General features: G+C 48.0%; 19 protein-coding genes, 1 tRNA gene and 3 pseudogenes. 7 read left to right on the top strand and 16 right to left on the bottom strand.

All coding sequences use genetic code 11. The features are described from left to right. From QZ766_RS09075 to QZ766_RS09035, 9 genes and pseudogenes are all read right to left on the bottom strand, one after another. Positions 1-433: pseudogene (locus tag QZ766_RS09075) on the bottom strand (transposase); the annotation flags it as partial. 10 nt (positions 434-443) lie between these two features. Then, positions 444-815, bottom strand: coding sequence for a DUF1367 family protein (locus tag QZ766_RS09070; RefSeq protein WP_297200466.1), 372 nt, complete (start codon positions 813-815; stop codon positions 444-446). A 68-nt stretch (positions 816-883) separates the two neighbouring features. After that, positions 884-1066: a hypothetical protein gene (locus QZ766_RS09065; RefSeq protein ID WP_297200463.1), complete on the bottom strand. Its 183-nt coding sequence runs from the start codon at positions 1064-1066 to the stop codon at positions 884-886. A 243-nt stretch (positions 1067-1309) separates the two neighbouring features. Next, positions 1310-2263: a DNA adenine methylase gene (locus tag QZ766_RS09060; RefSeq protein ID WP_297200460.1), complete on the bottom strand. Its 954-nt coding sequence runs from the start codon at positions 2261-2263 to the stop codon at positions 1310-1312. A gap of 41 nt (positions 2264-2304) precedes the next feature. Beyond that, positions 2305-3861 carry a hypothetical protein gene (locus tag QZ766_RS09055; RefSeq protein WP_297200457.1) on the bottom strand — a complete coding sequence of 519 codons (1557 nt, stop codon included), beginning with the start codon at positions 3859-3861 and terminating at the stop codon, positions 2305-2307. Between the two features lie 358 nt (positions 3862-4219). Further along, positions 4220-4717 (bottom strand): replication protein P, encoded by a 498-nt coding sequence (locus QZ766_RS09050; protein WP_297200454.1) that lies wholly within the window; start codon positions 4715-4717, stop codon positions 4220-4222. Continuing rightward, positions 4665-5543: a hypothetical protein gene (locus tag QZ766_RS09045; protein ID WP_297200451.1), complete on the bottom strand. Its 879-nt coding sequence runs from the start codon at positions 5541-5543 to the stop codon at positions 4665-4667. The genes QZ766_RS09050 and QZ766_RS09045 overlap by 53 nt, the downstream gene beginning before the upstream one ends. A 109-nt stretch (positions 5544-5652) precedes the next feature. Continuing rightward, positions 5653-6117 (bottom strand): hypothetical protein, encoded by a 465-nt coding sequence (locus QZ766_RS09040; protein WP_366509399.1) that lies wholly within the window; start codon positions 6115-6117, stop codon positions 5653-5655. Beyond that, positions 6092-6226: pseudogene (locus tag QZ766_RS09035) on the bottom strand (transcriptional regulator); the annotation flags it as partial. The pseudogene QZ766_RS09035 and the gene QZ766_RS09040, both read right to left, overlap by 26 nt. 181 nt (positions 6227-6407) lie before the next feature. Here QZ766_RS09035 and QZ766_RS09030 point away from each other — a divergent pair. The 5 genes and pseudogenes from QZ766_RS09030 to QZ766_RS09010 all read left to right on the top strand — a co-directional run. After that, positions 6408-6553: pseudogene (locus QZ766_RS09030) on the top strand (exonuclease); the annotation flags it as partial. Positions 6554-6766: 213 nt separating this feature from the next. Next, positions 6767-7543, top strand: coding sequence for a hypothetical protein (locus QZ766_RS09025; protein WP_297200479.1), 777 nt, complete (start codon positions 6767-6769; stop codon positions 7541-7543). After that, entirely contained in the window at positions 7540-8043 is a 504-nt protein-coding gene (locus QZ766_RS09020; protein WP_297200448.1) for a siphovirus Gp157 family protein, read from the top strand. Before QZ766_RS09025 ends, QZ766_RS09020 begins: the two co-directional genes overlap by 4 nt. A gap of 117 nt (positions 8044-8160) precedes the next feature. Beyond that, the gene (locus QZ766_RS09015) at positions 8161-8382 is read left to right on the top strand and encodes a DUF4224 domain-containing protein (RefSeq protein ID WP_297200445.1); all 222 of its coding nucleotides are present in this window, start codon (positions 8161-8163) and stop codon (positions 8380-8382) included. Positions 8383-8384: 2 nt separating this feature from the next. After that, complete coding sequence (locus QZ766_RS09010; RefSeq protein WP_297200442.1) at positions 8385-9416, top strand: tyrosine-type recombinase/integrase; 1032 nt, start codon at positions 8385-8387, stop codon at positions 9414-9416. An 86-nt stretch (positions 9417-9502) separates the two neighbouring features. On the opposite strand, the gene QZ766_RS09005 is transcribed toward QZ766_RS09010, so the two are convergent. From QZ766_RS09005 to QZ766_RS08995, 3 genes are all read right to left on the bottom strand, one after another. After that, positions 9503-9598 (bottom strand) — tRNA-Ser (locus tag QZ766_RS09005). A 272-nt stretch (positions 9599-9870) separates the two neighbouring features. Then, the gene (locus QZ766_RS09000; protein WP_297200439.1) at positions 9871-11136 is read right to left on the bottom strand and encodes a Y-family DNA polymerase; all 1266 of its coding nucleotides are present in this window, start codon (positions 11134-11136) and stop codon (positions 9871-9873) included. A 1-nt stretch (position 11137) separates the two neighbouring features. Beyond that, complete coding sequence (locus QZ766_RS08995) at positions 11138-11557, bottom strand: translesion error-prone DNA polymerase V autoproteolytic subunit (RefSeq protein ID WP_297200475.1); 420 nt, start codon at positions 11555-11557, stop codon at positions 11138-11140. A gap of 228 nt (positions 11558-11785) precedes the next feature. On the opposite strand from QZ766_RS08995, the gene QZ766_RS08990 reads away from it, so the two are divergent. Both QZ766_RS08990 and QZ766_RS08985 read left to right on the top strand, forming a co-directional pair. Then, positions 11786-11959, top strand: coding sequence for a hypothetical protein (locus QZ766_RS08990; RefSeq protein ID WP_155409054.1), 174 nt, complete (start codon positions 11786-11788; stop codon positions 11957-11959). Between the two features lie 37 nt (positions 11960-11996). Then, positions 11997-12257: an XRE family transcriptional regulator gene (locus tag QZ766_RS08985; RefSeq protein ID WP_297200432.1), complete on the top strand. Its 261-nt coding sequence runs from the start codon at positions 11997-11999 to the stop codon at positions 12255-12257. Here QZ766_RS08985 and QZ766_RS08980 read toward each other — a convergent pair. From QZ766_RS08980 to QZ766_RS08965, 4 genes are read right to left on the bottom strand one after another with little or no spacing between them, the layout of a single operon-like run. Next, positions 12252-13247: a tail fiber domain-containing protein gene (locus QZ766_RS08980; protein WP_297200429.1), complete on the bottom strand. Its 996-nt coding sequence runs from the start codon at positions 13245-13247 to the stop codon at positions 12252-12254. The genes QZ766_RS08985 and QZ766_RS08980 overlap by 6 nt on opposite strands. Positions 13248-13249: 2 nt before the next feature. Further along, entirely contained in the window at positions 13250-13876 is a 627-nt protein-coding gene (locus QZ766_RS08975) for a hypothetical protein (protein ID WP_297200426.1), read from the bottom strand. Positions 13877-13893: 17 nt separating this feature from the next. Then, positions 13894-14166: a hypothetical protein gene (locus QZ766_RS08970; RefSeq protein WP_297200423.1), complete on the bottom strand. Its 273-nt coding sequence runs from the start codon at positions 14164-14166 to the stop codon at positions 13894-13896. Between the two features lie 41 nt (positions 14167-14207). Continuing rightward, complete coding sequence (locus tag QZ766_RS08965; protein WP_297200420.1) at positions 14208-22205, bottom strand: phage tail protein; 7998 nt, start codon at positions 22203-22205, stop codon at positions 14208-14210. Between the last annotated feature and the right edge of the window lie 42 nt (positions 22206-22247).

Genomic DNA, 22247 nt, shown 5'->3' with positions numbered 1-22247 from the left:
CGTTCAGCTGCCTCGGTCAGCCTCTGGATCGCCGGTTCATCACGTCGTGTATCCGGTTGATAACGAAACACCGTCCTGCTCAGCGATAACGTCCTGCATGCCTGGCGGATGCTCATCGTAAACTGCGTGGTCAGATAGCTGACGAGCTCACGCTTTATCGCTGGTTTTAAAGCTTTTTTTCAATGACGTCTTTCAGCGCCCGGCATTCCAGACTCAGATCGGCAAACATCTGCTTCAGACGACGATTCTCGTCTTCGAGATCTTTGATCTTTTTGATGTCAGCAGCTTCCATCCCGCCATATTTCGCCTTCCAGTTGTAGTAGCTGGCTTCGGAAATAGCAGCCTCGCGGCACACATCTTTGACGGTCCTGCCAGCTTCGACTGATTTCAGAACGGCAATGATCTGGTGCTCGGTGAATCGGATCTTACGCATAGCGATCTCCTCAGGTGACATAATCAGTATGTCGGAAGATCTCTAAAAATGAATGGGCCGTTTTGGTGGGATACTTACAGTTATACTCCCGCTCCGATTCGAGCAAAATACTGTCGTTTGCAACGATGGAAATCAGATAGCGAATGTAGCCGCTCAGATATTGTCTTTCAGACTGAGTGACGGTACCGCCTGTCGGCGTCCAGTATTCGAATCCCAGATTAAGCAGCGCGAAGAAACGCTTGAGGAAGAGATAGTTCCTGGCCTGCGTGATAGTGCAGTTCAGCCAAATGCCCGTTTTAATGCGTTGCAGAAACTCGTTGGCCCCGGCATTCGCCGCGGTCAGTGTGGTAGAAGACGTTTTTATTAACTGAAGCTGCGCCATCGATTTTCTCCGGTGGCACAGTGATACCCGTCAGGCTGTTCGGACCCGATACTGTATATATACGCATATTACTTATCCTGCGGTTGAACAAAACCTGCTTTTTTCCTGGCCTCCTCAAGCGCGCGTAGCGAAGTGACAAACTCGTCTTTGCGAAGCGCAAAACCGCGCTCGGGTTTGCCCTTGTAGAAATAAATCAGCACGGGTCCGGTGATCGTTCGCAGACCAGGAACGAGGTTGTCGGGAATTCGCATAAGATATCCCTCTCAGTAGGTTTACTGTTTTTTTGTACAGTACACTAACGAAGACAGCTTGGAAAATCCGAAAGCATTTTAGGCAAAAGAAGTCTGTTTAATTTTATTACTATCGATGAGTATTCTAACAATATAAATATCACCATATAGAAATAGCCACCAACAGGTATTACACAAAACTAATTGTACATTTAAAAATATGTACAGCGCTCACACTAACCGATGTGAGCGCTGGCTAAAAACTTATCCGGACACTTTATTATAAGACGGCACTGCAGTATCTTCAGATAATTGTAGATTCGGCTGGCGGGAATTCGCTGATGCAATTAGAAGCTCTCGTCCAATTCTAGCCTTATTTATAGCATAAGATAATTCAATAATATTCATACCCGAAGAAGAATATAATTGATGTATTAAGGGGTGATCATCATAAGATAATAACCAATGGGATTTACTACGCATCATTTTTTTTGCGAAGCGTGTATGATCGTTTTCTGAGAAACAGAATTTGTTATATATATTTCTGCCTTCTTGTACATAAGGAGGATCGGCATATATAAAATCACTCTCAGTCCTTTTATTCAATGATTTGCAGGCATCAACTTCAGTTACCTTAATTTTCTTCGAGTGTTTCGCTATTAACTCAATACGTTTTATAAGATTCTCTTTATTGAATCGACAGTCAATAGTATATGTATCATGTGATTGATTGCGTCCTCCAATTGGACCAGCGTGCAACATTCCTGACCGATTTGTTCGGTTCAGAAAAAATGCAGAAAAACCCTTTTCAAGATCAGTACATCCTTCTGGAGAAAAATATATATTTCTCCAATTATGCCAAGCATCAATAGTTACAGGTTCTGACTCAATCATTGAGATTAACGAACTGGGATCCTTGACAATAGTACGCCAAAAAGAAGCAATACAGGGATTTAAATCATTCAAAACTAATTTACTAATCAGCCCAGATATTAGTAAGGGTAACGTTCCACCAGCGCCCCCACAAAAAGGCTCAACTAATGTACAGCCATCGAGCTTATTCGATACGATAAACAATGCCATAAATCTTGAAAGCTTGGCCTTGCCGCCCGGATATCTCATCGGTGATACATCCTGCGGTATGTGAGGTATACCAAAATCAACACTTACAGCTTTTTTTTTCAATAAATTCAATTGATTGAATTCATAAGTTAACATAAAGAATACCTCAAGATGCTCATCTTTTTAAATTATACATACTATTGAGCTTGATGGCCACTTGAAATCCTGGGTAAAAAATAATCCATTAAAGACTGCAACTTTACCTGCACATGCGTAACCTCTTGTAAAGTAAGAGCATGTTCATCATTGTGAGTTACTAAATTCGATATCAGTTTTCCTGAATCTTTGTACATGATCAAATCCGAACGAACAAGCTTATAGCTACTACTATCCAGTTCGTTAGGAAAAATCTTTTTTATATTATCTATAAAGTAACTTAATAAAGAATCAAGTTCCAGATAATGATATTTAGCTTCTATTCTATAATTTTCATGCAGTGGCGATTTTTTAATAATATATGACAAAACAACTTGGATGAGTGTCCTGCTTAAAAGAATAGCACTGTGTTTATATTTATTAATATTTAGAAATTTACTTTCTTGAATAAGCTCACTTATTTTTGCATGTCCACATATGTCATGTGTTGTTTTTTTCAGTAAATAATTATTTTGCTTTTTTTTACTCAAAGGTTTAACAGGAGTAACAGGCACAACAGAACTCATACCATTATCATTGTTTTGTTGTTCAAAATCATGTTCTGTTTCAGTATCATTATCTGACAAATCGAATAATGAGCTATCATCTTCTATTTCATCTTCATCATAAGTATCCTCTGGTGAGGAGAACTGATTAATGATCAATTCTAACTCTCTTATATACTCACCAATTTTTTTATCATCTTCTTGTCGTGTTGAAAGTCTCTTGGTAAAATTTGCATCTATAGCAAGCTTGGCGAGGAGATGGTTGTACGCATTTCGGCTAATCTTCCTTACAACAAGTTCACCCTCGCTATTTAAATTAATATTCGCTATCTTAGCTTTGAAGTCTTCTCTTTGTATTAATCTAAAAATTGCTTCAGTTTTAATATTGTCAATATCATTAATTAGACGATCCTTCTGCTCTTGAGATAAAGTTGGAAGCTCCAGAATTTGATCCGTTAATCTAGTAAATAGTATAACTCCACGAATCCTTGAAGTAGGCACGCTATTATTAATGGATAATCTAAGTGCATTTATATTATTAAATTCAGATAACAAATCAACATAATATGCTCCTTGTGTATAAACACTCCATCTCTTTATAGATTCTTTAGTATGTTTTGATGCTATGTAAGTTCTGGCAGCTGAACGACTGCTAAGTTCTACAAGGTGTAATTTTTTTATTGTCTGAACAGCTGAATAGTAATTTGGATGACGTTCAATCTTTGAAATCAAGTGTGCAAAGGGTGTACCTTTAAGTACATTCGGTTTTTTTATTATTTTACAGGCAGTTAGCCTTCTATTGCCCTCAACAATAATTCGTTTACTGGACTGCTCCTCAGTTGGTATTGCGTATAATATTTCATCAGGATAGAATCCGTTAAATAATATCGAATTAATCAATTCCTTTATATTATAACGTGCCATCATCAATATAATTATTTCTTTTTCAGTTTGTATTTTACCTTGTTTTTTATAACCTAAAAGCCTTGGATTACTAACATCTAATTGAAGTGATGATAAGGCCTTTGTCGTCAAAGTAATTTTACCAAACATATCGTTCCTTAACAGTTTTATGGTTGTAAAGGACGATTTTACAAAATCACTACAATGTAAGCAAAACTATCTTTGGCTAGCATGCCTAATTGTTATAGAGTAACAACTTATCATGCGGTTGTTTTATGTAATCCTGAGGAGCTCTCACTATGGAAGCAACCAAATATTTTTGTCTGAACCTGCTGTGTGCCCGTCATAGACAGCTAAGTTAGATTTTTTCTACGATTCATATCTTTTCTTTAAACCATTATCTTCGCCTGGGCTTGATTTCACTCAATATCGTTAACATTGAAAAAACAGGTCAGCTCCCGAATGTTTGGTCAATTTCAAGCTCACTATCCTAAATCACTCCAGACACTTATACTTCTTCAGCAACACCTGAGCTGACGTCGGCCCAGAAGCACGCCTTGGCGCCGCTGGGGATAGGCTTCCCCGACTTCAAGTGCTTCTCCCACTTCGCCAGTAGTCGCCCGGCCAGCCTCTCCAACTCCGCCTCAGTCATTTGACGCTCGATCCCCTTCCTGCGCATCTCGGTGCAAATTTGGTACAAAACCGGATGCTGCCAGGGGAATTTTTCAGCGCAGTCGTAGCGATATGACTCGTTACGCCAGCGCCTGTACTCGGCGATGATATCGGAGGTTGTCAATCCCAGCAGCCCGCCGCCAGACTCTGCCGCCAGAGCCACAAATTCCGCCAGGCTGGGTGGCCAGAAGTTTCCTTCGGCGCAGCGGCTAACCAGCGCGCTGCAAATTTTTTCCAGTTGTTCACTGGTCAGGTGCCGGATCTGCGCCGTCCAGAGTTTGTCAGGTACAGAACCATTCTTCGCAATCCACTGCTGGCCGTATATCCTCCCCATCACTTCCCAGAAACTCCTCGCTGTCGTCCTGTTCCCATCGCTCGAAGGCTTCACGAATTTGTCTTGTGGCGCTGGATTCACCGGTGTTGTGTTCATGCTGCTGGCCTCCCGTATTGAATTTTGCCGTCAGGATGTCCCATTTATCGCGGAGCTTTGACGGACAGAGGATATTCGTTCGCCAGAAACTGTCCTGGCTGGCGCGCTTGAAGAGTTGGCAGATTTGCTTGTGGGTGAATCCGTCAATCTGGCGCATCAGGCGCACGTCGTTCGCCCAGACTGTCCAGTTCGGCTCGCGCTGGGTGGGATTGGTGATTTTTATTCGGTCGTAAATCCAGACCGCACAGTCCAGATCGTCCTGTGAGCCCCATCGTCGCCCGGACGGAGTGCTGACCACCGCTTCCGGATGGCGTGAAACAAAATCGTGATTTTTATCACGGTCAGAGAGTTCGCCAGAATTCTCTGACGAAGGGGTTTTAAGATCTTTTAGATCTGTAGTTTTAAGATCTGTGTAGAGAATAGATTCGGCTTTTGAGCCGTTTCCATTCGGCTCTTCTGCCGAATCCAGCAATGACGGGAATATCCGGGCGATCAGGGCGTCTCCGTCGATACGATAATGCTTCACGGGCGTGCCCTTAACCTTGTGGGTGGCAACTTCGATGATGCCGGGGAAATAGTCCTCCACCAGCTTGTTAATCGCCTTGCGTACCTGGTCTCCCGTCACTCCACATACCTCTTCGGCTATCGTGTCGTGACTTTTGTAAAACCAGCCGTCCTGATTTGCTGATTTTCCCGACCAGAACACCAGCTGATTCAGGATAGCGCCCAACAAGTGCGCCTGTCGGTCGCCGGAAAAAACTCGAGATAGGGACGCGGAATAGTAATGACATTCCCCTGCCCTGACATCGCATGGATAACGTCGAAAGCACGCAGACTCATCAGAATACCTCCAGACCACAACCGGGTAATGACATTTTCAGTGCGGTGAATGCTGCGATAGCGCCGTCAATTTCCTTCAGGGCACTGGCGGGTAACGCGCCAAGATGTACAGTATTGACTGCCTGGATCCCTTCTCTGGCTGCAATAGTTGCCAGGAATACAGGGTCGCCGGGTGATTCAAGTCTGGCGCGACGCTCAGGGGGTAACGCTGCCATGGTTACCACTTTCAGGGAGTTGACCAGAGGTGCATATCTCGGCCCTTTAAACTTACGGAATATGCGTTTCAGGCGCTGAATGGCGTTATTCAGTTCTCGCTCAGAATCGATCACCGGCAGAATTTCACCGCCTCCCTGAGCATGGTAATGCTTAGCAACGGCCAGTGCTACCGTCTTCCACCCGTCGTCCAGCGCCCACTGCTCCAGTTCGGTAGCTATGGCTTCAATGGGAGGTATGATTTTCATCATTCAGTACCTCGCATTTTTTCCCTTTAGCATGACGATCGTAGATTTCAGGGTCGTATTGCAGCACGCCGCCAGATGCTGACTGAAGACGGGATGCACGGCCTTCCGGTAAAGGGATTGAAACCGATACGGGCAACCTGGGTGGTTACATTAACTGGGTCTTTACCGAAACCGATCATGCCAGTCCCGATCCGCATATGGTGGCGGTGGCATGTGGGGAAAGCGCGGATGAGGGTAAGCCTGGTAATAACAATACAGCGGCTGCCCCTTCCACTGAGACCGGAGTCTCACAAGAGCGTCAGGGGCCGTTCTATTTCCTTTTTTCCGACAGCGTAAAAGTGGGTCGAGCAAATAAGATTACCGGCTTGAAAAAGCGCTTGCTGATGTCGCAAAGGAAATCAGTCAGGACGAATACCAGGCACGTAAAAACGGCTCGTGGAAGGATGAACAGCCGTGCGCGCAGGACATACAAGAAGAAACACCGCAGCCTGCAGCGCCGGCAAATACAAAATGCGACTCAAATGAGGGAGAAAAAGAGAAAATACAGCCCCAGCCTGTTATCAGCTATCAGAGCGTGGGCGAAATTCTGGAGAAAGAGCTGGCCGATAAACCTTCCCCCGTACAGGACAATCTCGGTATATGGCGTAGCGTAATGCGTACGGACCCCCGCTTTACGAAGCCGCTTACCGGAACAGGCTTTGATGGCACCAGCATTAACTCTGAATACATGATTATGAAGGCTACGGAGCTTTTCGGGCCAATCGGCAGCCGCTGGGGCTTCGACATCATTGAGGACCGGATGATCCCCGGGGCCCCGCTCAGTGAGGCTATCTACGAGAATAAGAAATTCGTGGGTAACCGGATACTGCGCGACGCCGACGGTGCTCTGCTGTTCGAGCAGAATCACAGCCTGAAGATCCGCCTCTGGTACAAAACCGAGAATGACGAAGGCAGTATTTATGCCTACGGCGCGACACCCTATATCCAGAAGACAAAGAACGGCATCAGATGCGACGGAGAAGCGCAAAAAAAATCCCTTACGGACGCCATTAAAAAAGGGCTCTCTCTGCTGGGCTTCAGCGCCGACGTATGGCTGGGCATGTATGACTTGCCTGAATACGTGGCCGAATTACATACCGAGTTTGGACTGAAAAATGCCATCCATAACGCTGAAGATTCAACCCGGCTTTATGCCGAGCTGGACGACAAAATGACCCGCGTGGCGAACACTATCGAGAAAGCCACCAGCGTAAATGAAGCGAAAAAGGTTTTCGATACGCTGGCGCGGGAGGTCGAAATTCACCGGAAATCGGCTGAGGAAAAAGGCGATGAACAGCGCACGCGCTATCTTTCAAGCCACCTGCGTCGCCTGACCAAAATCCGGGATGACCGTATTCAGTTACTGACGAAAGAGGAGCAGCCAGTATGAGCCAGCACGTCACGGCAATCGCGGTCGCTGCCAACATGTCCAGACTGCTGGCACTCGTTGAAGCGGGAGAATTCTCACCGGAGGATATCGCCGACACGCGGGAGGGCGAAGAGCTGACCCTCAGTGAAAAATTCGACGGCATCATGACCCTGGCCCGCAATCTTGAGGGCCAGGCAAAAATAGTGGGGGATGAAGCGGCCCGCCTCAGCAACCGCAAGAAATCTTTTGAAGGCCAGGCCAGGAACCTCAGGGAGTATATCCTGAAGTGTATGCAGACTGCCGAGCTGAAGACGTTTAAAACCGAGCGCAACACGCTTACCGTACGTAAAGGATCTCCGCTGGTCGTTATCGACGACGAAAGCCAGCTGCCGGATGAACTGGTTAACGTTAAGACCATCGTTACGCCGGACAAGCTGAAAATCAAAGAGGCTATTGAAGCAGGCGATAACGTCAAAGGCGCACACATCGAAATCGGCGAAAGCTCACTTCAGGTGCGCTAGGCAATTTATTCTGTCATTCACAATAATGGTTATTCTGCCCGGGAAATAATATTTCCTCGGCCACGTATACCCTTAATAACGGGCAAGCGTAATTATGCTGCACAGTGAGGCAATCATATGTCCAATAACGATCTGCTTACAGATAATGAGCTGATTGAATTGACCGGCTATTACATCCCGTCAAAACAGCGTGAAACATTGAAACATGCCGGTATTTCTTTCGTCCGCCGCCGTGATGGACGCTCCCGCGTCACCTGGACGCATGTCAATGCTGCCCTGGGTGGTATTCATGCGCAGATAATCGAAGAGGAGGAGCGCCCTGATTTCGACGCGATCTGATTATGAGCCGAAAAAGAAAAAATGCTGACGACCTTGTGTTGCCACCTCGAATATACAAAACACCGTATATTTATTATTACAAACCCACATCAAAGGAGAGTTATTCTATTGGGCCATTATCACTGACAATATCAGAAGTATGGATACGTTACGAAAAAATAATTAATGAACAAAGCGAATCCATGACATTTAAGAAACTGTGGAACCAATTTTTAAACAGCGCTTATTATCTGGAACTTAAGCCCCGAACTCAGAAGGATTACCTGCAGCATCAAAAAAAGCTGCTGGCCGTGTTCGGCAAACTCCTTGCAGATAAAATAAAAACGGAAGATGTCAGGCGATTTATGGATCTTCGCGGTGTTCAGAGTAAGACCCAGGCAAACCATGAAATGAGCAGCATGTCGCGCGTGTTCCGCTGGGGCTACGAGCGGGGAATGGTGAAGCATAATCCCTGTCAGGGCGTCAGCAAATTTAAGTCAGTGGCCCGCGGTCGGTACATCACGGACGCGGAATATGAAGCCATCTATCTGGAAGCTGACGCCGTCACCCGGGTTGCAATGGAAATCGCCTACCTGTGCGCAGCCAGGCTGGCAGATGTACTGGGGCTGCAATGGCGTCAGGTCTCTGATGAAGGCATTTTCATTCAGAAGGGCAAAAACAGCGTTCGCCAGATTAAGCAGTGGACCGAACGGCTGCATGAAGCCTTTGAACTGGCCAGAACGTTCTCAACGCCAAACAATCCGAATGCCTGCGTTATCCAGGGAAAGCACGGCTGCGGATTTGGCAAAAGAGGACTCAGCCACCACTGGGAGGACGCCAGAAATAAGGCATCCATTAAGCTGGATTACGTTCTGGACTGCACGTTTCATGATTTAAAGGCGAAGGGAATTTCAGATTACGAGGGCAGCAGCCGTGATAAGCAACTTTTCAGCGGCCATAAAACGGAAAGCCAGGTGCTGATTTACGATCGTAAAACGAAGGTCTCCCCTACCCTCAACAGGCCGCCCATCAGATCTAAAATTGAGAAAAAGTAGTAATTTTACTCTACGAAAAAATTCTACGAACGTTCTACGAGCCCATAGCAAAAAGGGGTTACCTTCCGGTAACCCCTTCTTTTAATTGGCGGAAGCGTAGAGATTCGAACTCTAGAACCCTTTCGGGTCGCCGGTTTTCAAGACCGGAGAAATTTCTTTTTTTATCATTGAGTTACGTTTTCTGCATGGTATATTCACAAAATTTAAGCACTCAAAAAATCAATAAGTTAACCACTTTTTAAAACTTAATATACCAACAATTTTAATCAGATTATCCACCATATATGTTCGAAGTTGAGCACCGTCATGGGGTGTCGGGGGTCGGAGGTTCAAATCCTCTCGTGCCGACCAACTTTTTCAGAAAAACCAGCCACTTGCGGCTGGTTTTTTTATGGGTAAAATTTGATGGGGTGAAACTGGGGAGAAATGGGGGGAAAACTACCGTCCAATGTGCCTATCTCACGACGGGCAGATCCTGCCATCGCGTAGTATAACGAGGTGAGAGCATCTCCCTTTTCATTTGCCATTGCTGCTGAATACCCTGCCCCGCAAAATAGAGTGTTCCGCGTCCATCCTTCGCGTTTAATGCGTCCAGTACTTCCATCAGCTTCTCACTACCTGCGCGAGGTGCGTTGTCGTCGAACAGGTTGAGCTGGGCAACGCTTTTACTAAAAAAATCTCCCAGCATCACTCCGGCTTTTTGGTATTTCCGACCCTCCAACCAGACAGCATCAAGACAGCGCGTAGCCGCACCGATGATGTCACGCGTGTCACAGGTTGGCGTGAGCAATTTTACAGATGCACTATTTCCATAATATGGCGCTCTGGTATCGAATGGGCTGGTTTTTATAAATGCTGAGACAAACCTGCAATGCTGATGCTCACCCCGCAATTTCTCAGCAGCACGGAACGCATGGCTGCAGATTGCCTGGCGCATGTCATCATAGCCGCTGACGCGTTCACCAAACGATCTACTGCTAATGATTTCTTGTTTAGTAGGAGCGAACTCTTCAAGCTCAAGACAGGGTTCTCCATTCAACTCACGAACAGTTCGCTCCAATACTACGTTGAAATTTTTCCTGATAACCCATGCCGGAGTGTCTGCGAGTTGCAGAACTGTATTGATGCCCATCGCTTGCAGTTTTTTTGTCAGCCGCCGCCCAACTCCCCAAACTTCATCGACGGAGTAATACGCCATTAATTTCCGCTGCCGATCGACATTAGACAGATCTACGACCCCGCCCGTCTGGCCTTGCCATTTTTTCGCCGCATGATTCGCTAATTTCGCCAGGGTTTTGGTCTGCGCAATACCTACGCCAACGGTGAGATGCGTCCTCTGCAAAACAGTTGCGCGTATTTCCCGACCAAAATCCGTTAAATCCCGGCAGTTCCGAACGCCTGTAAGATCACAAAACGCCTCATCTATTGAGTAAATCTCCACCCGCGGGCTCATCTCCTCAAGAGTGGTCATAACCCGGTTCGACATGTCGGCATAAAGTTCATAATTGCTACTGAATGCGATAATTCCGTGCCGCCTAAACTGCTCCCGTTGTTTGAAAAATGGCTCCCCCATCGTCACAAATTTTTTGGCTTCAGCTGATCTGGCGATCACGCAGCCATCGTTATTACTGAGTACAACTACGGGTCGCCCCCTCAAATCAGGGCGAAACGCCGTCTCACAACTGGCATAAAAGGAGTTAACGTCAACGAGCGCGAACATATCAGCCAGCAGTCTTGACGATGTACGTGACGACGCCGAAAATCTCCAGCCCCTCCTCAGCACCGATCTCGATCGGCCGGTATGCTGGGTTTTCAGGCACCAGCATGACGACAGGATGTAGCTGCAGGCGTTTGACAGTAAACTCTCCATCTACGGCAGCGATGACTATATCTCCATGCTCAGCTGTTTTAGCGCTATCAACCACCAGCAGATCTCCCTCTCCTATCCCCGCGTCGCGCATCGAATCGCCCGCGGCCTTTACAAAGTAGGTTGCGCTGGGATGTCGTATCATCAGCTCATTGAGATCAAGGCGTTGCTCAACATAATCCTGAGCCGGGGATGGAAATCCACACGGCACAAAATCGGAAAAAAGAGGGAGCGCGACAACTCCCCGCAAATCTGCTGGTTTAATGAACTGCATATCAATCACCACAACAATACTGAATGTACATACAGTAGTTTTATTGTTTTTAAAGATCAATATCCCTTTCAGCATGGCAGCTTCAACCTACTACCAAGCTTTGATTTTTTACCTTTGTAAATTTTCAATTTCAGGATCAGGGGTCATTGACAGGTAGCACCAAGGGGGCTAGTATTGATTACATGAGGTAGCGGAAAGGCCGCGGCCCAAGCCCGAAAGGATGAACAAATGAGCAACGAAATGACCCAGGCAGAATTAGCGAAAGTTAACGCAGAAATTGCAAAGCTGATTGCCGAGACCTCAAAACTCAACAGGGAATCAGCCTGGTATCCGATAGTTGTGGCGTCCGGCCTTATCGGCGCGGTCGCTACCATCACAACGGTACTGCTCAAATTCATTTAACAGAAAGCCCCGAACGGGGCTTTTTGACAGGTACTCTATGCGACTCATCAATGATTACACTCCCCCGTCACCGGAAGATTTGGAAAAATTGAAGGAATGCCTGGGTTTTACAGGAAACCAAATGGCAGATTTGGCTGGCGTGGCCAGTAACAGTCAGTGGAGAAAATACACTGGGGGTGCGGAGCCACGCGCTATGTCCCCGCACATCCTGTTTTTTATGGCTGCGCAGTTGGCACTCGATGACAGCGAATTGACCCGTGTGCTGGATAAAATGAAAGAAATAGGCGCATCGCTATAAGCTGCGCTTTTCCAGCTCTTCTACGCGCCGGGCCAGCACCTGAATTGCGGCCAGGGCGTCCATGAGTAAGGGGTTAGAATCAAGCACCAGCTTCTTCTGCGTAATCACCTCGTCGCCTTGCTGATACGTTAATTCACTCTCTTTTACATAGGCCTCGTCAATGGTCCTGATTTGCTGCGCAATCACTCCGCGACGAACCCTCTCCTGCTCGTCGTCTTTATAAATGAAAGTTACTAAATCCATTGCGCAGATATTATCCAGAGATATTTTCCCATCTGTACGACGCACATCTCTCTTATAATTTATATCTGACGTCCCTCCAAACTGAACATATCCCCGATTACCTAAAATCTGCCCATCATTCAGAAACTGAAAATATTGAAGTTGCGCTGAATAACCCTGTACTGATATTACAGCTTTGTGATTATATCCAGCATATTCTTCAAACCAGAATCCGGCCCCTGCTTGACCATTATTGTCACTCCCTCGACTAGGGAATTTACTGAAAAATCTAGGCGCAGCTAACACCGAGCCGTTTCCCCCTTTAGGATCATTCACGTCCATTCCTAAAAACCCCAATGGATCATAAGAACGCACCGTCTTCCCTGCGTCTATCCAAGTAGTGACGAATAGATTTTTTTCAATATTGAGTCCGCTAGTTAGTGATAGTGAGTCTTTATTCCACGCTATGAGTCGATGGGTGTAATCAGCAGTTGAATTACCATAATGAATATCTATATATGGCGTAGCACCGGATAACTCTATACTAGCTGCGTAGAGTGCTTTCCCCTGCAAATTTCCATTTTCTACATTACTTATGGAGGTATTTAGCTTCTCCCACGATGGTACTACCTTTTTCCCACCATCAGGTTTGGCTATTGTAACGTCACCACTCCCAAAGAAGATACTTTGTTGGTTAGCTATATCTGTATAAGTCTGATTAAAACACTTTTGAATGCTACTGGCGAGTTCATCGCTAATGGTTGCCATGCTTACCTACCGTAGTTGAAAATTGCGTAGGGTATGTTGAGAATCTCTCTACCGCTAAACGTATCTCTGAAGGACTTTTGATATCTACTTTGCCATTTATACTGAAGATTATAACCATCCCATCTCATAAACAAGCCACTGTAACCAAATGTCGTTCCGTCATATGAGACATTCCCCGGGGTGTTATTTAACAGTATCCACGGATTAAATCCAGGAGAGAAAGACTGCACGTTATTATCAACATCTAATGTTGGATGAATAAATCCTTTAATGCGTGGCATATCATAAGAGCTAATATCAGACCAAATCAATTCTCCTCCACCATTGTAAACATTGAGATATCCTTTTTGCAGTGGTTGAGTTCTACTTGTCCTTATTATCTCAACTCCACCAGGTTTAAACATCCATGCACCCGGAATGCCCCAGGATCCTGGGGTCATCCGGAACCAATGTAAAAAACCCTCTGTTGGATAAAAGTTAGTGGATAAATAACCAAGCTCTTTTAAGTCGCCAAATGGCGTACCACCTCCATAAGCGCCAACATCACTTATTGATGGTGTCCTTTTATCATAGAAAACTGTGTGTCTATGGTCAGAGTCGATAACAATCGCGTTGTTCTCGTTTCGCACTATAAATCCATACGGCATCATTTGAACCTGTATATATCGACTAATACGTTTGAGTCATATGCTAGCGAATAGCCATCCATATATCTAACCTCAACACTACCATTTGTGGCTATAGCTATTAATTCAGTTGACAGCAATCCGTTGTTCCATGAATCCAGACCTTTTACAATTGTTGCAAAGTACTCGCTATCATTTATATCCATTCCATACCATGTGGCAACCTGTCCGGCTGGCACTCTCACCTGTATTTGTGTAACAAACCTGGTAGAGTAGTCCCCCATGTCGAACATTACGGTTCCGTCCGGATGCCTGACTAATAGACCATAACTCATTAATATAATCCCATCGTCACACGAGCCACTCCATTCTGGTCAAATACTTTCATTCCAGATGAATCAATAGTTACACGTCCACCGCCTCCCGAACCATTTATAGAGAAGCCACCATCTTTGTTTAGTGCCCATCCTGACTGTTGCCATACATAGTTTGAAGATTGAATTGTATTTGATATTTTCGCAAAATCGATGCTTGCATCTTTAATCATCGCGCTGCGCAAATATGCATTTGCACCCTCGACGGCAAATGCCATTACGGCATTGCCTCCCGCGCCGGGTGTGTATACCCCAAACATATCTGCGGACACCAGGAACTGGCTCTGGCCATTACCGTTGATGCCCAGCTGAATACCGGCCACTACGGGCGTTCCACCGTTGCCTGTTGCAACTTTAACGCCCCACTGCGCCCCGAGCTTGCCGTTAATATCCGCAACAGTGGATGCAGTCTGCTGGACCGTTGACGACATATCGCCGTATTTCGAGTTCAGCGTATTGACCTGCTCGGTTGTCGATTTCTCCAGGCTAGTGACCGTTTTATTGGTCTGCGTGATAGAGGCACTGTTGTCGCCGATCATACTGCGCATCTGGTTAAAACCGTTGGCCATAGCCAGACCGTTCTGAGCCACGGTTTCATTGAGCCCAGATATAGACGACTCTGCATCATTAACGCGGGATGTTAACTTTGACACCTCCGTTGTGGTTGACGTTATTTTCCCTTCTGCATTTGTCACTCGAGTAGTCAGCCCCTGCAGAGAGCTTGCTATCCCTATTGATGATGTAACGACAATATTTCTGATGAGTAATTTTGTCGTTGATGGAGTAGCCGAAGCAGAAGCAAATCTCAAATAGACAAACTGCCCTTTATATGATTCTGGTATAACCAACTTAATTTGCTTTGTCTGATATCCGGTTTTTATCCCTGACATCCAACCTTCCTGCCTGACAATCCATTCTGCGTCCTTAAAGTCAGGTGATGATACAAATCCCATGCTGTCCGAACTGGTCGCTGAAACTGATACCGTGGACCGCATTTCAAATGACACTATCATCTGCATCCCGGCCTCAACGGGTATCGCCGTAACGTTAGCGACGCGGATTGAATCACTTCCGGTTTGAAGAGCCTTTTCCGCGCTGTTGTAGGTAAATGACGAGCCAGGACCAGAGTCTCGCCAGCTGTCAGCGTCACTCGATAAATCACCGTTAACTATCTGATTACCCAATATCAGCATGTTGTTGAGTTGCCTGATGGCATTGCCCTGCGACGTCAGCGTCCCTCCCTGCTGCGTAACCTGGCTCTGCAGAGCCTGGAGCGCGCTGGAGTCCGCCTTGGCGTTAACCTTTGTCGTGAGGCCGTTTAAATCGGTCTGGCTGGCTTTAGTATTCAGGCTGTTTGTCAGGCTGGTGATGCTCTTGCCCTGAGATGAGAGCGTATCCTCCGCATTACTGACCCTGTTCGTCAGTGACGAAATGGCGCCAGCATTTGCCGATGAAAGAGACTCTGCCGTCACATCAATCAGAAATACATCATCGAAATACTGCTCTCCGGCAGACAGTGATGACAAAATGCTAACTGTAGCAACCATATCCTCAGCTGGAGACCAGTCAGCTGATAAATATGCCCATGTTGATGAGGTTGACATCTCAGGCTTAAACCTTAACTCCTTCAAAAAGTCATCTGACTCAGTTCCTATCCTGACTTTGTTATAGGCTTCATTATCCACTTTGGCAGAAGGATTTCGCCGGTAATAAACACCATATCGATATACCCTTCCTGATGTAACTGATACCTTCTGCTTAAAAGTTACGAGGCCAGTCATGGTTTTCAGAATCTTTTTCCCACCTTTCGGATTAGTGGCTTCTATAATATCGAAAGGACCGGATGACTCCCACTCAGCCACATTCATCTCAAATGACGCATTTTTTAGCATATTGCCAGGAGTGACAGTTTTTGCCTCAGCGTTATTTGATACGTTTGTCAGCGTATTGTTCAGACTGGTAATTAATGAAGACTGTGAGTCTATTTTCCCCTCGGCAGAACTTACTCTATTTGTCAGCCCGGTTATTGCAGAGCTCTGAGCCTCTATTTTTTTTACATCAGTCACGTCGACGACAAAGGCATCGTCAAGATAAATATAGCCAGAATTAAGAGCAGCCCTGAAAGAGAGAGTAAGCGTTACGTCACTCGAAGGCGTGTACTCTGTGCTGAGTCGCGCCCATACCGAGCTCGTCACCAGGTTGTTTAGCGTCAGAAAAAAATCTTTCACGGGACCGCTGTCATTACGCAAGCTGATTTTAGTGTTGCTGGGGTCGCGTATTTCAATGACTGATTCCCGTCGGAGGAATCCACCAAATTCGTACGTGCGCCCTGCCTGCATAAATACGCTCTGGTTTAAAATACATGCCGAGCTGGTAGTTTTCCCCGCTCGCAGTATTATTTTTCCAGAATGGGGATTTTGCGCATTGAATACCTGCCAGCCAGAGTTACTCCAGCCTGCAAATTCGCGCTCAAACGATGCATTCTGCAGCATATTACCGATGATCTGCCCCGAGGCATCCAGGTCGTTTTGAGTCTGTGACAGGCTATTTTCCAGCGCCGTGAGCGAACTACCCTGGGATGTGATAGCGCTCCCCTGCTGAGAAACCTTCTGCTCCAGTGACTGTAATGCTGACGACGACGCCTTTGTGGCCACATCTGAGTTCGTTGCTGATAAATCGCTGCGGAGTTTCGTTATCAACGCTGCCTGCGCCGAAATATCGCCTTCATCGTTACTCACCCGCTGCGTCAGGCCACTCAGAGCATCTGACGTTGCGGTGAGCTGCGTTTGCACATCATCAGCAGCCGGCGACCAGTCAGTCCCCTTATTCCCCCTCTCCAGTTGAATGCGGACGATGTTGCAACCGGTTTGTTGAGTCGTGTCCTCAAAAATCATCGTCACGGCGTTGTTTGTTAACGCCATCACCGAATATGCCGGCACTCTCATAGTTCCGGTCCAGCGATACAGCGTTGCTGACTCCTGAGTAATCACACCGCTATTTGCAAACAGGCGCAGTGACCAGTTATCACCTCCCGGCCTCTTCCCTAACGCTACAGACGTGAACGGTTTTGACGTTCCAAAATTGGGCTGCAGCTCAGTGAACCACAGCGAGTATGTAAAGTCCGTATCCTGACTGACTGTCATAGAGCGCAGATCTTTAATCGCCGTTAACCCCCACTGTTCGTAACGGCTGGTCGGTGATTTTTTAGCGACGGGTGCAGCACTCCTGTCCGTATTCAGCAGTAGGTTTGCACCACCTACGCTCAGGTTATCAATACTGCCCTGAAGTTGAGTCAATGCCTGTCCCTGGGATGTCAGGGTGTTACCCTGCTTCGTTACCTCCTGCGACAGCTGCTGAACGCTGTCGGCACTGGCTTTTGTCCCCACGTCTGCATTCACTGTCTCCAGGTCGTTTCTCAGGCGGGTCAGCGCGCTGCCCTGAGACGAAATCGTATCCCCCTGCTGAGTAACCTGAGCCTGCAGGGATTGCATTGCTGATGCGTCAGCTTTGGTGGCGATACCACTGCGTTTAGTGATAATAACGTTACGAACCATCACCCGGGCGGTGGACGGTACAACAGAGCCTACCCCAATACGGAAATAAATAAATTTCGCGGTATACGCTGCCGGTACCGTAAATTCCTGATTAATCGAAGACCAGTCTGTTGTCAGGCTCTGCATAAACCCGGTGGTATTCATCCCGCCTATCCAGCCTACGGGATTACCCAAATCCGAAATGAATCCCATCGTGTCCTGGCCACCGCCTGCATAGCCATCAGTGCCGCGCATTTCGAGCATCAACGTAATTTTTTCACCAGGCTCAACCGGAATTGGCGTGACGTTGGCCGCTCGGATTGATGCCGTCGTTGAAATCAGGGCTTTTTCACTGCTCCATTTAAACCCGGATCCATTCCCTGAATTGACCCAGCCGGCTGTCGACGTTGAAAACGTACCGTTATATATTTCGCTGCCTGAGATTTGCGATGCGCTGAGGGTTGTCAACTGGTCTGCCTGAGAGGTGATGCTGTTCTCTGTGGCCGTTACGCGCTGCGTCAGCGACTGCAGTGCGCTTGAGTCAGCTTTGGCATTGATTTTCCCATTGAGCGTAGAGACGGCAGTATTCAACTCACCCTGAAGCGACGTGATTGCCTGTCCCTGTGAAGACAGAGTCTTACCGTTCTGGCTAACCACATTCTGCAGCTGCTGCAGAGCGTTGGCGTCTGCCTTCTGCGCCACGTCATCTCTAACCTTCCCCAGCTCCTGCTGAGTGTTGCCCAGCGATGTGCTGATTTGCGTCAGCGTGCCGGCCTGGCTGGTTTGCTCATCCGTCAACGTATCGAGGCGCTGGCTCACCTCCGATTTATTCGCGTTGAAATCCGTCTGTAACGCGGTTACATCAGACGCAATCGCTTTTTCAGCAGTAATGCGAACCTTGCGTTCATTAAAAATCAGGCCACTGGTCAACAGGTTCGGATCGGCACTTGTGCTACCGCCCCGTAACTGCACAGCCAACAAATTTCGTGAAGCGGCCTCGGCTGAATCGGCGGCGGTCATGGCGGTGCGGAGTGACTGAATCTGTGCCTGAGATGCGCCCGGTGATGGACGACCTACGGCCAGCCAGTCAACAGCGAAATAGTTATCAGCATTCTGATTTTTTGAAAAATCAAACCGCAGCCGCCGTATGGTATCTGATGCCTGCCAGGGGATATCGGCAATCGATATAACGCTGATTCCTGTAGCGGGATCAAACGCGGGTTCCGGTATGGCTAATCTGCGATTATCCTGCCAGCCCTGCTCTGCGGCACCGATCCAATAAACATAGCCAGACCAGACAGGATTCCCGACGCGTTTCATTCGCAGACGGAGATATTTATACGAGTCCCCATCGATGGCTAACGGATTTGGTGACCGCATTGTGGAGGTCGAGCCCGCCGGTAATATCCACCCGTCATCAGTAACTGGTAAGAGGGTATTGTTCGCATCATCCTGTGCCCAACCTTCTGGACCGCTGTCGTAATACCAGATTTTCAGACTATCAAACTGCTCACCAGTACCGGCACTGATTGACGCGATCTGCTGGGCCAGGCTATCAAACCCATCCTGCATGGTGGTATTTGATGAGCTGATCTGCGCCTCTACCTCATCTTTCGCCGCCAGCAAATCAGCGGCGGCCTGGGCTGCTACCTGACTGGTATTATCCCTGGCGTCAGCTGCCGTCTGAGCAACATCCTGAGCGCGTTTTTCAGCTTCCGCAGTCACTGCTGCTTTGCGGTCAGCGATCTCTTTAACGATGGTATTGGTATTTTTCGTGATGCTGCCAGCCTGCTCAGCTAACTGCTCAGCTTGCTGCGCGACCCCTCTGGCGGCCTCATCCGCAATTGAACGCGCCGCATCAACGGCATCAGATATAGACTGTGAAACGTCTGCATTATCCTGAATGCCCTTATTCAGCTCACCCCAGGTATCCGTGTCACGAATAGCGTCGTCCAGATTTTTGTAATAATCATCCATGTTGTCGCTGGCCATTCCGTAGACCCAGCCTGTCCAGGGTGATTTGTTCCCCAGGCGGTCTACCAGGCGGGCGCGATACCAGAACTGCTGGGCGAACTGCAGGCCCATTTGTTGGTAGCGATTCCCCGGGTATGCAACGTCAGTCAGCTGCAGCGCACCATTCCCCAGCCCATCAGGACTGTACTGCACTTCGGTCCGCTGTGTGTCCCCCGAGTTAGCCGGGAACCCCCAAGAGATTTCAATGCCGGCCGTGAGCGAAGTGGTGACCAGCCCCACCGGCGCCAGCGGTTCGCCAATTTTTCCCGTCAGCGTCTTCTCTTCAGAATACACCCACCCGCTCGACACTTCTGCAGCGTTGATTGCCCGGACGCGCACAAGATACCGGCCAGCATAAATGCCGCTCACCTCGAAGGAGGTGGTAGAACTGCGAGGAACGTTGACCCAGTTCCCGTCGTTACGGCGCCACTGAGCCTCATAAGAGATGGCATTTTTAACGGCAGCCCAAGTTGCCTGCATGGTTTCAACGCTGATCCCTTGGTTCACTACTGAATATGACGTGATGGACACGCCCTCCGGCGCAGCCTGATGGCTTGGGGGAACTACGCTTACCGGACGGTCGTCAATAATGGCGCCGGTATCGATACGGGAGAACTTATCCGGATCGTGAGCAGCACCAGATACAGTAAATGTGCCATCGCTGTTGTCGGACACGCTTACCACACGATACTGCTGCAGATACAACTCATCCCACTCAATAGCCCACACGGATTCCGTCTGAGGGGCTTCGCTGAAGGGGATGGTGATGGTTACCTGGCGGGCGCCGTTAACGGACTGAATAGTCCTGCTCTGGGAGATTCCTGACGGCAGGTTAACCTGCAAGCGTGCACCGGGTTTTGCATCAACGTTGCGGTCAAAGGTAATGACTCGCCCGCTGACAGCGCTGATGCGACCGCCGTTGGAACGACCTGCCAACATTTCATCTGCGACGGCGATAATGTAACCCGGCTGCGGAATATTCCCATCGAGGCCAACGCCAAAAGTAACGACACGGTCTTTATTATTGGTGAGGATCCCCCAGCGCCCTTTCCTGTTCGCCTCTGACTGACGGGTACATCCGATGGCCGTCATTTCCAGCTGATTGAAGCCATAGCGCGCTACAAGCGGCTGCTCGAAAACAGGCTCCATAGCGTCAGAATATGCGTTGGCCGGGTCTGACCATGACACCAATGCAGTGGTGTAACGAGTTTTTGCTGAACTGCTGGAGTAGGTAAACTTACCGTCAATCACATTTGCCCGGGTATATGTGTAATCCACATCGCGAGGCATATCAGCCAGGGCAACAATCTGGTCACCTCCCCAGTAGACCATACCCCGAAAAATGGCCGCGAAATCACGCAGGACGGTATAAGCGTCATTGCGATCCTGCACGTAAACGTTACAGGTATAACGAGGCTCTACACCATCTCCTCCCTTTCCATCCGGGACCAGCTGATCGCAATACTGAGCCACCTCGTAGAGCGTCCACTTGCTGATGTTTTCAGCGGTCAGGCGGTTACCCAGGCCAAAGCGACCGCTCACCACCAGGTCATAAAAAATCCAGGCTGGGTTATCGGTCCATGCCCACTTGAATGCACCGGTCCAGACACCAGAATATTCCCGGGTCTCCGGGTTATAGGTATCCGGCACCCGTATGACTCGCATTCTCGGCTCACAGGCAATCTGCGGAATAGAGCCATTGAACTGACTGGAATCAAACTCGATATACAGCAATGCGGTGTTCGGGTAGCGTAATTTTGCGTCGATGACCTCTGTGTAGCTTTCCAGGGTCATTTTATCGCCGACTTTAGCGCTATTGGCATCAGCAGTAATTTTGCGCAGACGTACTGTCCAGGTGCTTCCTGCCTGAGGTAGCTCAATGCGATGGCTACGCTCATAGCCCGACGTCGTTTTCCCGGTCACGGCCGTATCAACTACCGTCTGCCAGCTGCCGCCATCAGTTTGCAGATCGATGGCATATTTCACTGAGTTACCGACCAAGTCCCCGTCATCTTCCTGATTAAACAGTGACGGCCATTTCAGTCGCAGACGGATCGCGGAAAGCTGGGTATTCGTGAAGGTATGAGTCCAGGCCGTAGCACTTTTTAATTCGGTACCTACGCCAATTTCATTTTCAGAACCCGGGATACCCTGGATATAACTCTGCGCCTGCGTGCCCGGGCGAAACTCCCATGCCACGCCACTAAAATTCTGGGATCCGTCAGAATTTTCCAGCGGGGTGCCATCCAGATAAATATCCTTTGCAGTCAGGCCACCAGCAAACTCCCCCTCACCCAGCGCAAGCAAGATTTTTGCCTTGGCGACGGACTGCAGATCATCAGGTTGCTCAACTGGAGTACGCGTTTTAGGTTTACCGCCTTTGCGGCCTTTGATTAGGGTTGCTTTTGACATATTACGCCCATAAAAAAGGCCCCCCGAAGGTGGCCTGATGGA

The organism is uncultured Pluralibacter sp. (assembly GCF_913775985.1).
Classification (GTDB): Bacteria; Pseudomonadota; Gammaproteobacteria; order Enterobacterales; family Enterobacteriaceae; genus Pluralibacter.
The sequence above is the reverse complement of the archived record's forward strand: the minus strand, read 5'-3'. Positions and strand labels throughout refer to the sequence as shown.

Bases quoted from the DNA above. Each gene is read 5' to 3' on its own strand.
- QZ766_RS09070 (WP_297200466.1), bottom strand. From the start codon at position 815: ATGGCGCAGCTTCAGTTAATAAAAACGTCTTCTACCACACTGACCGCG.
- QZ766_RS09065 (WP_297200463.1), bottom strand. From the start codon at position 1,066: ATGCGAATTCCCGACAACCTCGTTCCTGGTCTGCGAACGATCACCGGA.
- QZ766_RS09060 (WP_297200460.1), bottom strand. From the start codon at position 2,263: ATGTTAACTTATGAATTCAATCAATTGAATTTATTGAAAAAAAAAGCT.
- QZ766_RS09055 (WP_297200457.1), bottom strand. From the start codon at position 3,861: ATGTTTGGTAAAATTACTTTGACGACAAAGGCCTTATCATCACTTCAA.
- QZ766_RS09050 (WP_297200454.1), bottom strand. From the start codon at position 4,717: ATGGGGAGGATATACGGCCAGCAGTGGATTGCGAAGAATGGTTCTGTA.
- QZ766_RS09040 (WP_366509399.1), bottom strand. From the start codon at position 6,117: ATGATGAAAATCATACCTCCCATTGAAGCCATAGCTACCGAACTGGAG.
- QZ766_RS09025 (WP_297200479.1), top strand. From the start codon at position 6,767: ATGCGTACGGACCCCCGCTTTACGAAGCCGCTTACCGGAACAGGCTTT.
- QZ766_RS09020 (WP_297200448.1), top strand. From the start codon at position 7,540: ATGAGCCAGCACGTCACGGCAATCGCGGTCGCTGCCAACATGTCCAGA.
- QZ766_RS09015 (WP_297200445.1), top strand. From the start codon at position 8,161: ATGTCCAATAACGATCTGCTTACAGATAATGAGCTGATTGAATTGACC.
- QZ766_RS09010 (WP_297200442.1), top strand. From the start codon at position 8,385: ATGAGCCGAAAAAGAAAAAATGCTGACGACCTTGTGTTGCCACCTCGA.
- QZ766_RS09000 (WP_297200439.1), bottom strand. From the start codon at position 11,136: ATGTTCGCGCTCGTTGACGTTAACTCCTTTTATGCCAGTTGTGAGACG.
- QZ766_RS08995 (WP_297200475.1), bottom strand. From the start codon at position 11,557: ATGCAGTTCATTAAACCAGCAGATTTGCGGGGAGTTGTCGCGCTCCCT.
- QZ766_RS08990 (WP_155409054.1), top strand. From the start codon at position 11,786: ATGAGCAACGAAATGACCCAGGCAGAATTAGCGAAAGTTAACGCAGAA.
- QZ766_RS08985 (WP_297200432.1), top strand. From the start codon at position 11,997: ATGCGACTCATCAATGATTACACTCCCCCGTCACCGGAAGATTTGGAA.
- QZ766_RS08980 (WP_297200429.1), bottom strand. From the start codon at position 13,247: ATGGCAACCATTAGCGATGAACTCGCCAGTAGCATTCAAAAGTGTTTT.
- QZ766_RS08970 (WP_297200423.1), bottom strand. From the start codon at position 14,166: ATGTTCGACATGGGGGACTACTCTACCAGGTTTGTTACACAAATACAG.
- QZ766_RS08965 (WP_297200420.1), bottom strand. From the start codon at position 22,205: ATGTCAAAAGCAACCCTAATCAAAGGCCGCAAAGGCGGTAAACCTAAA.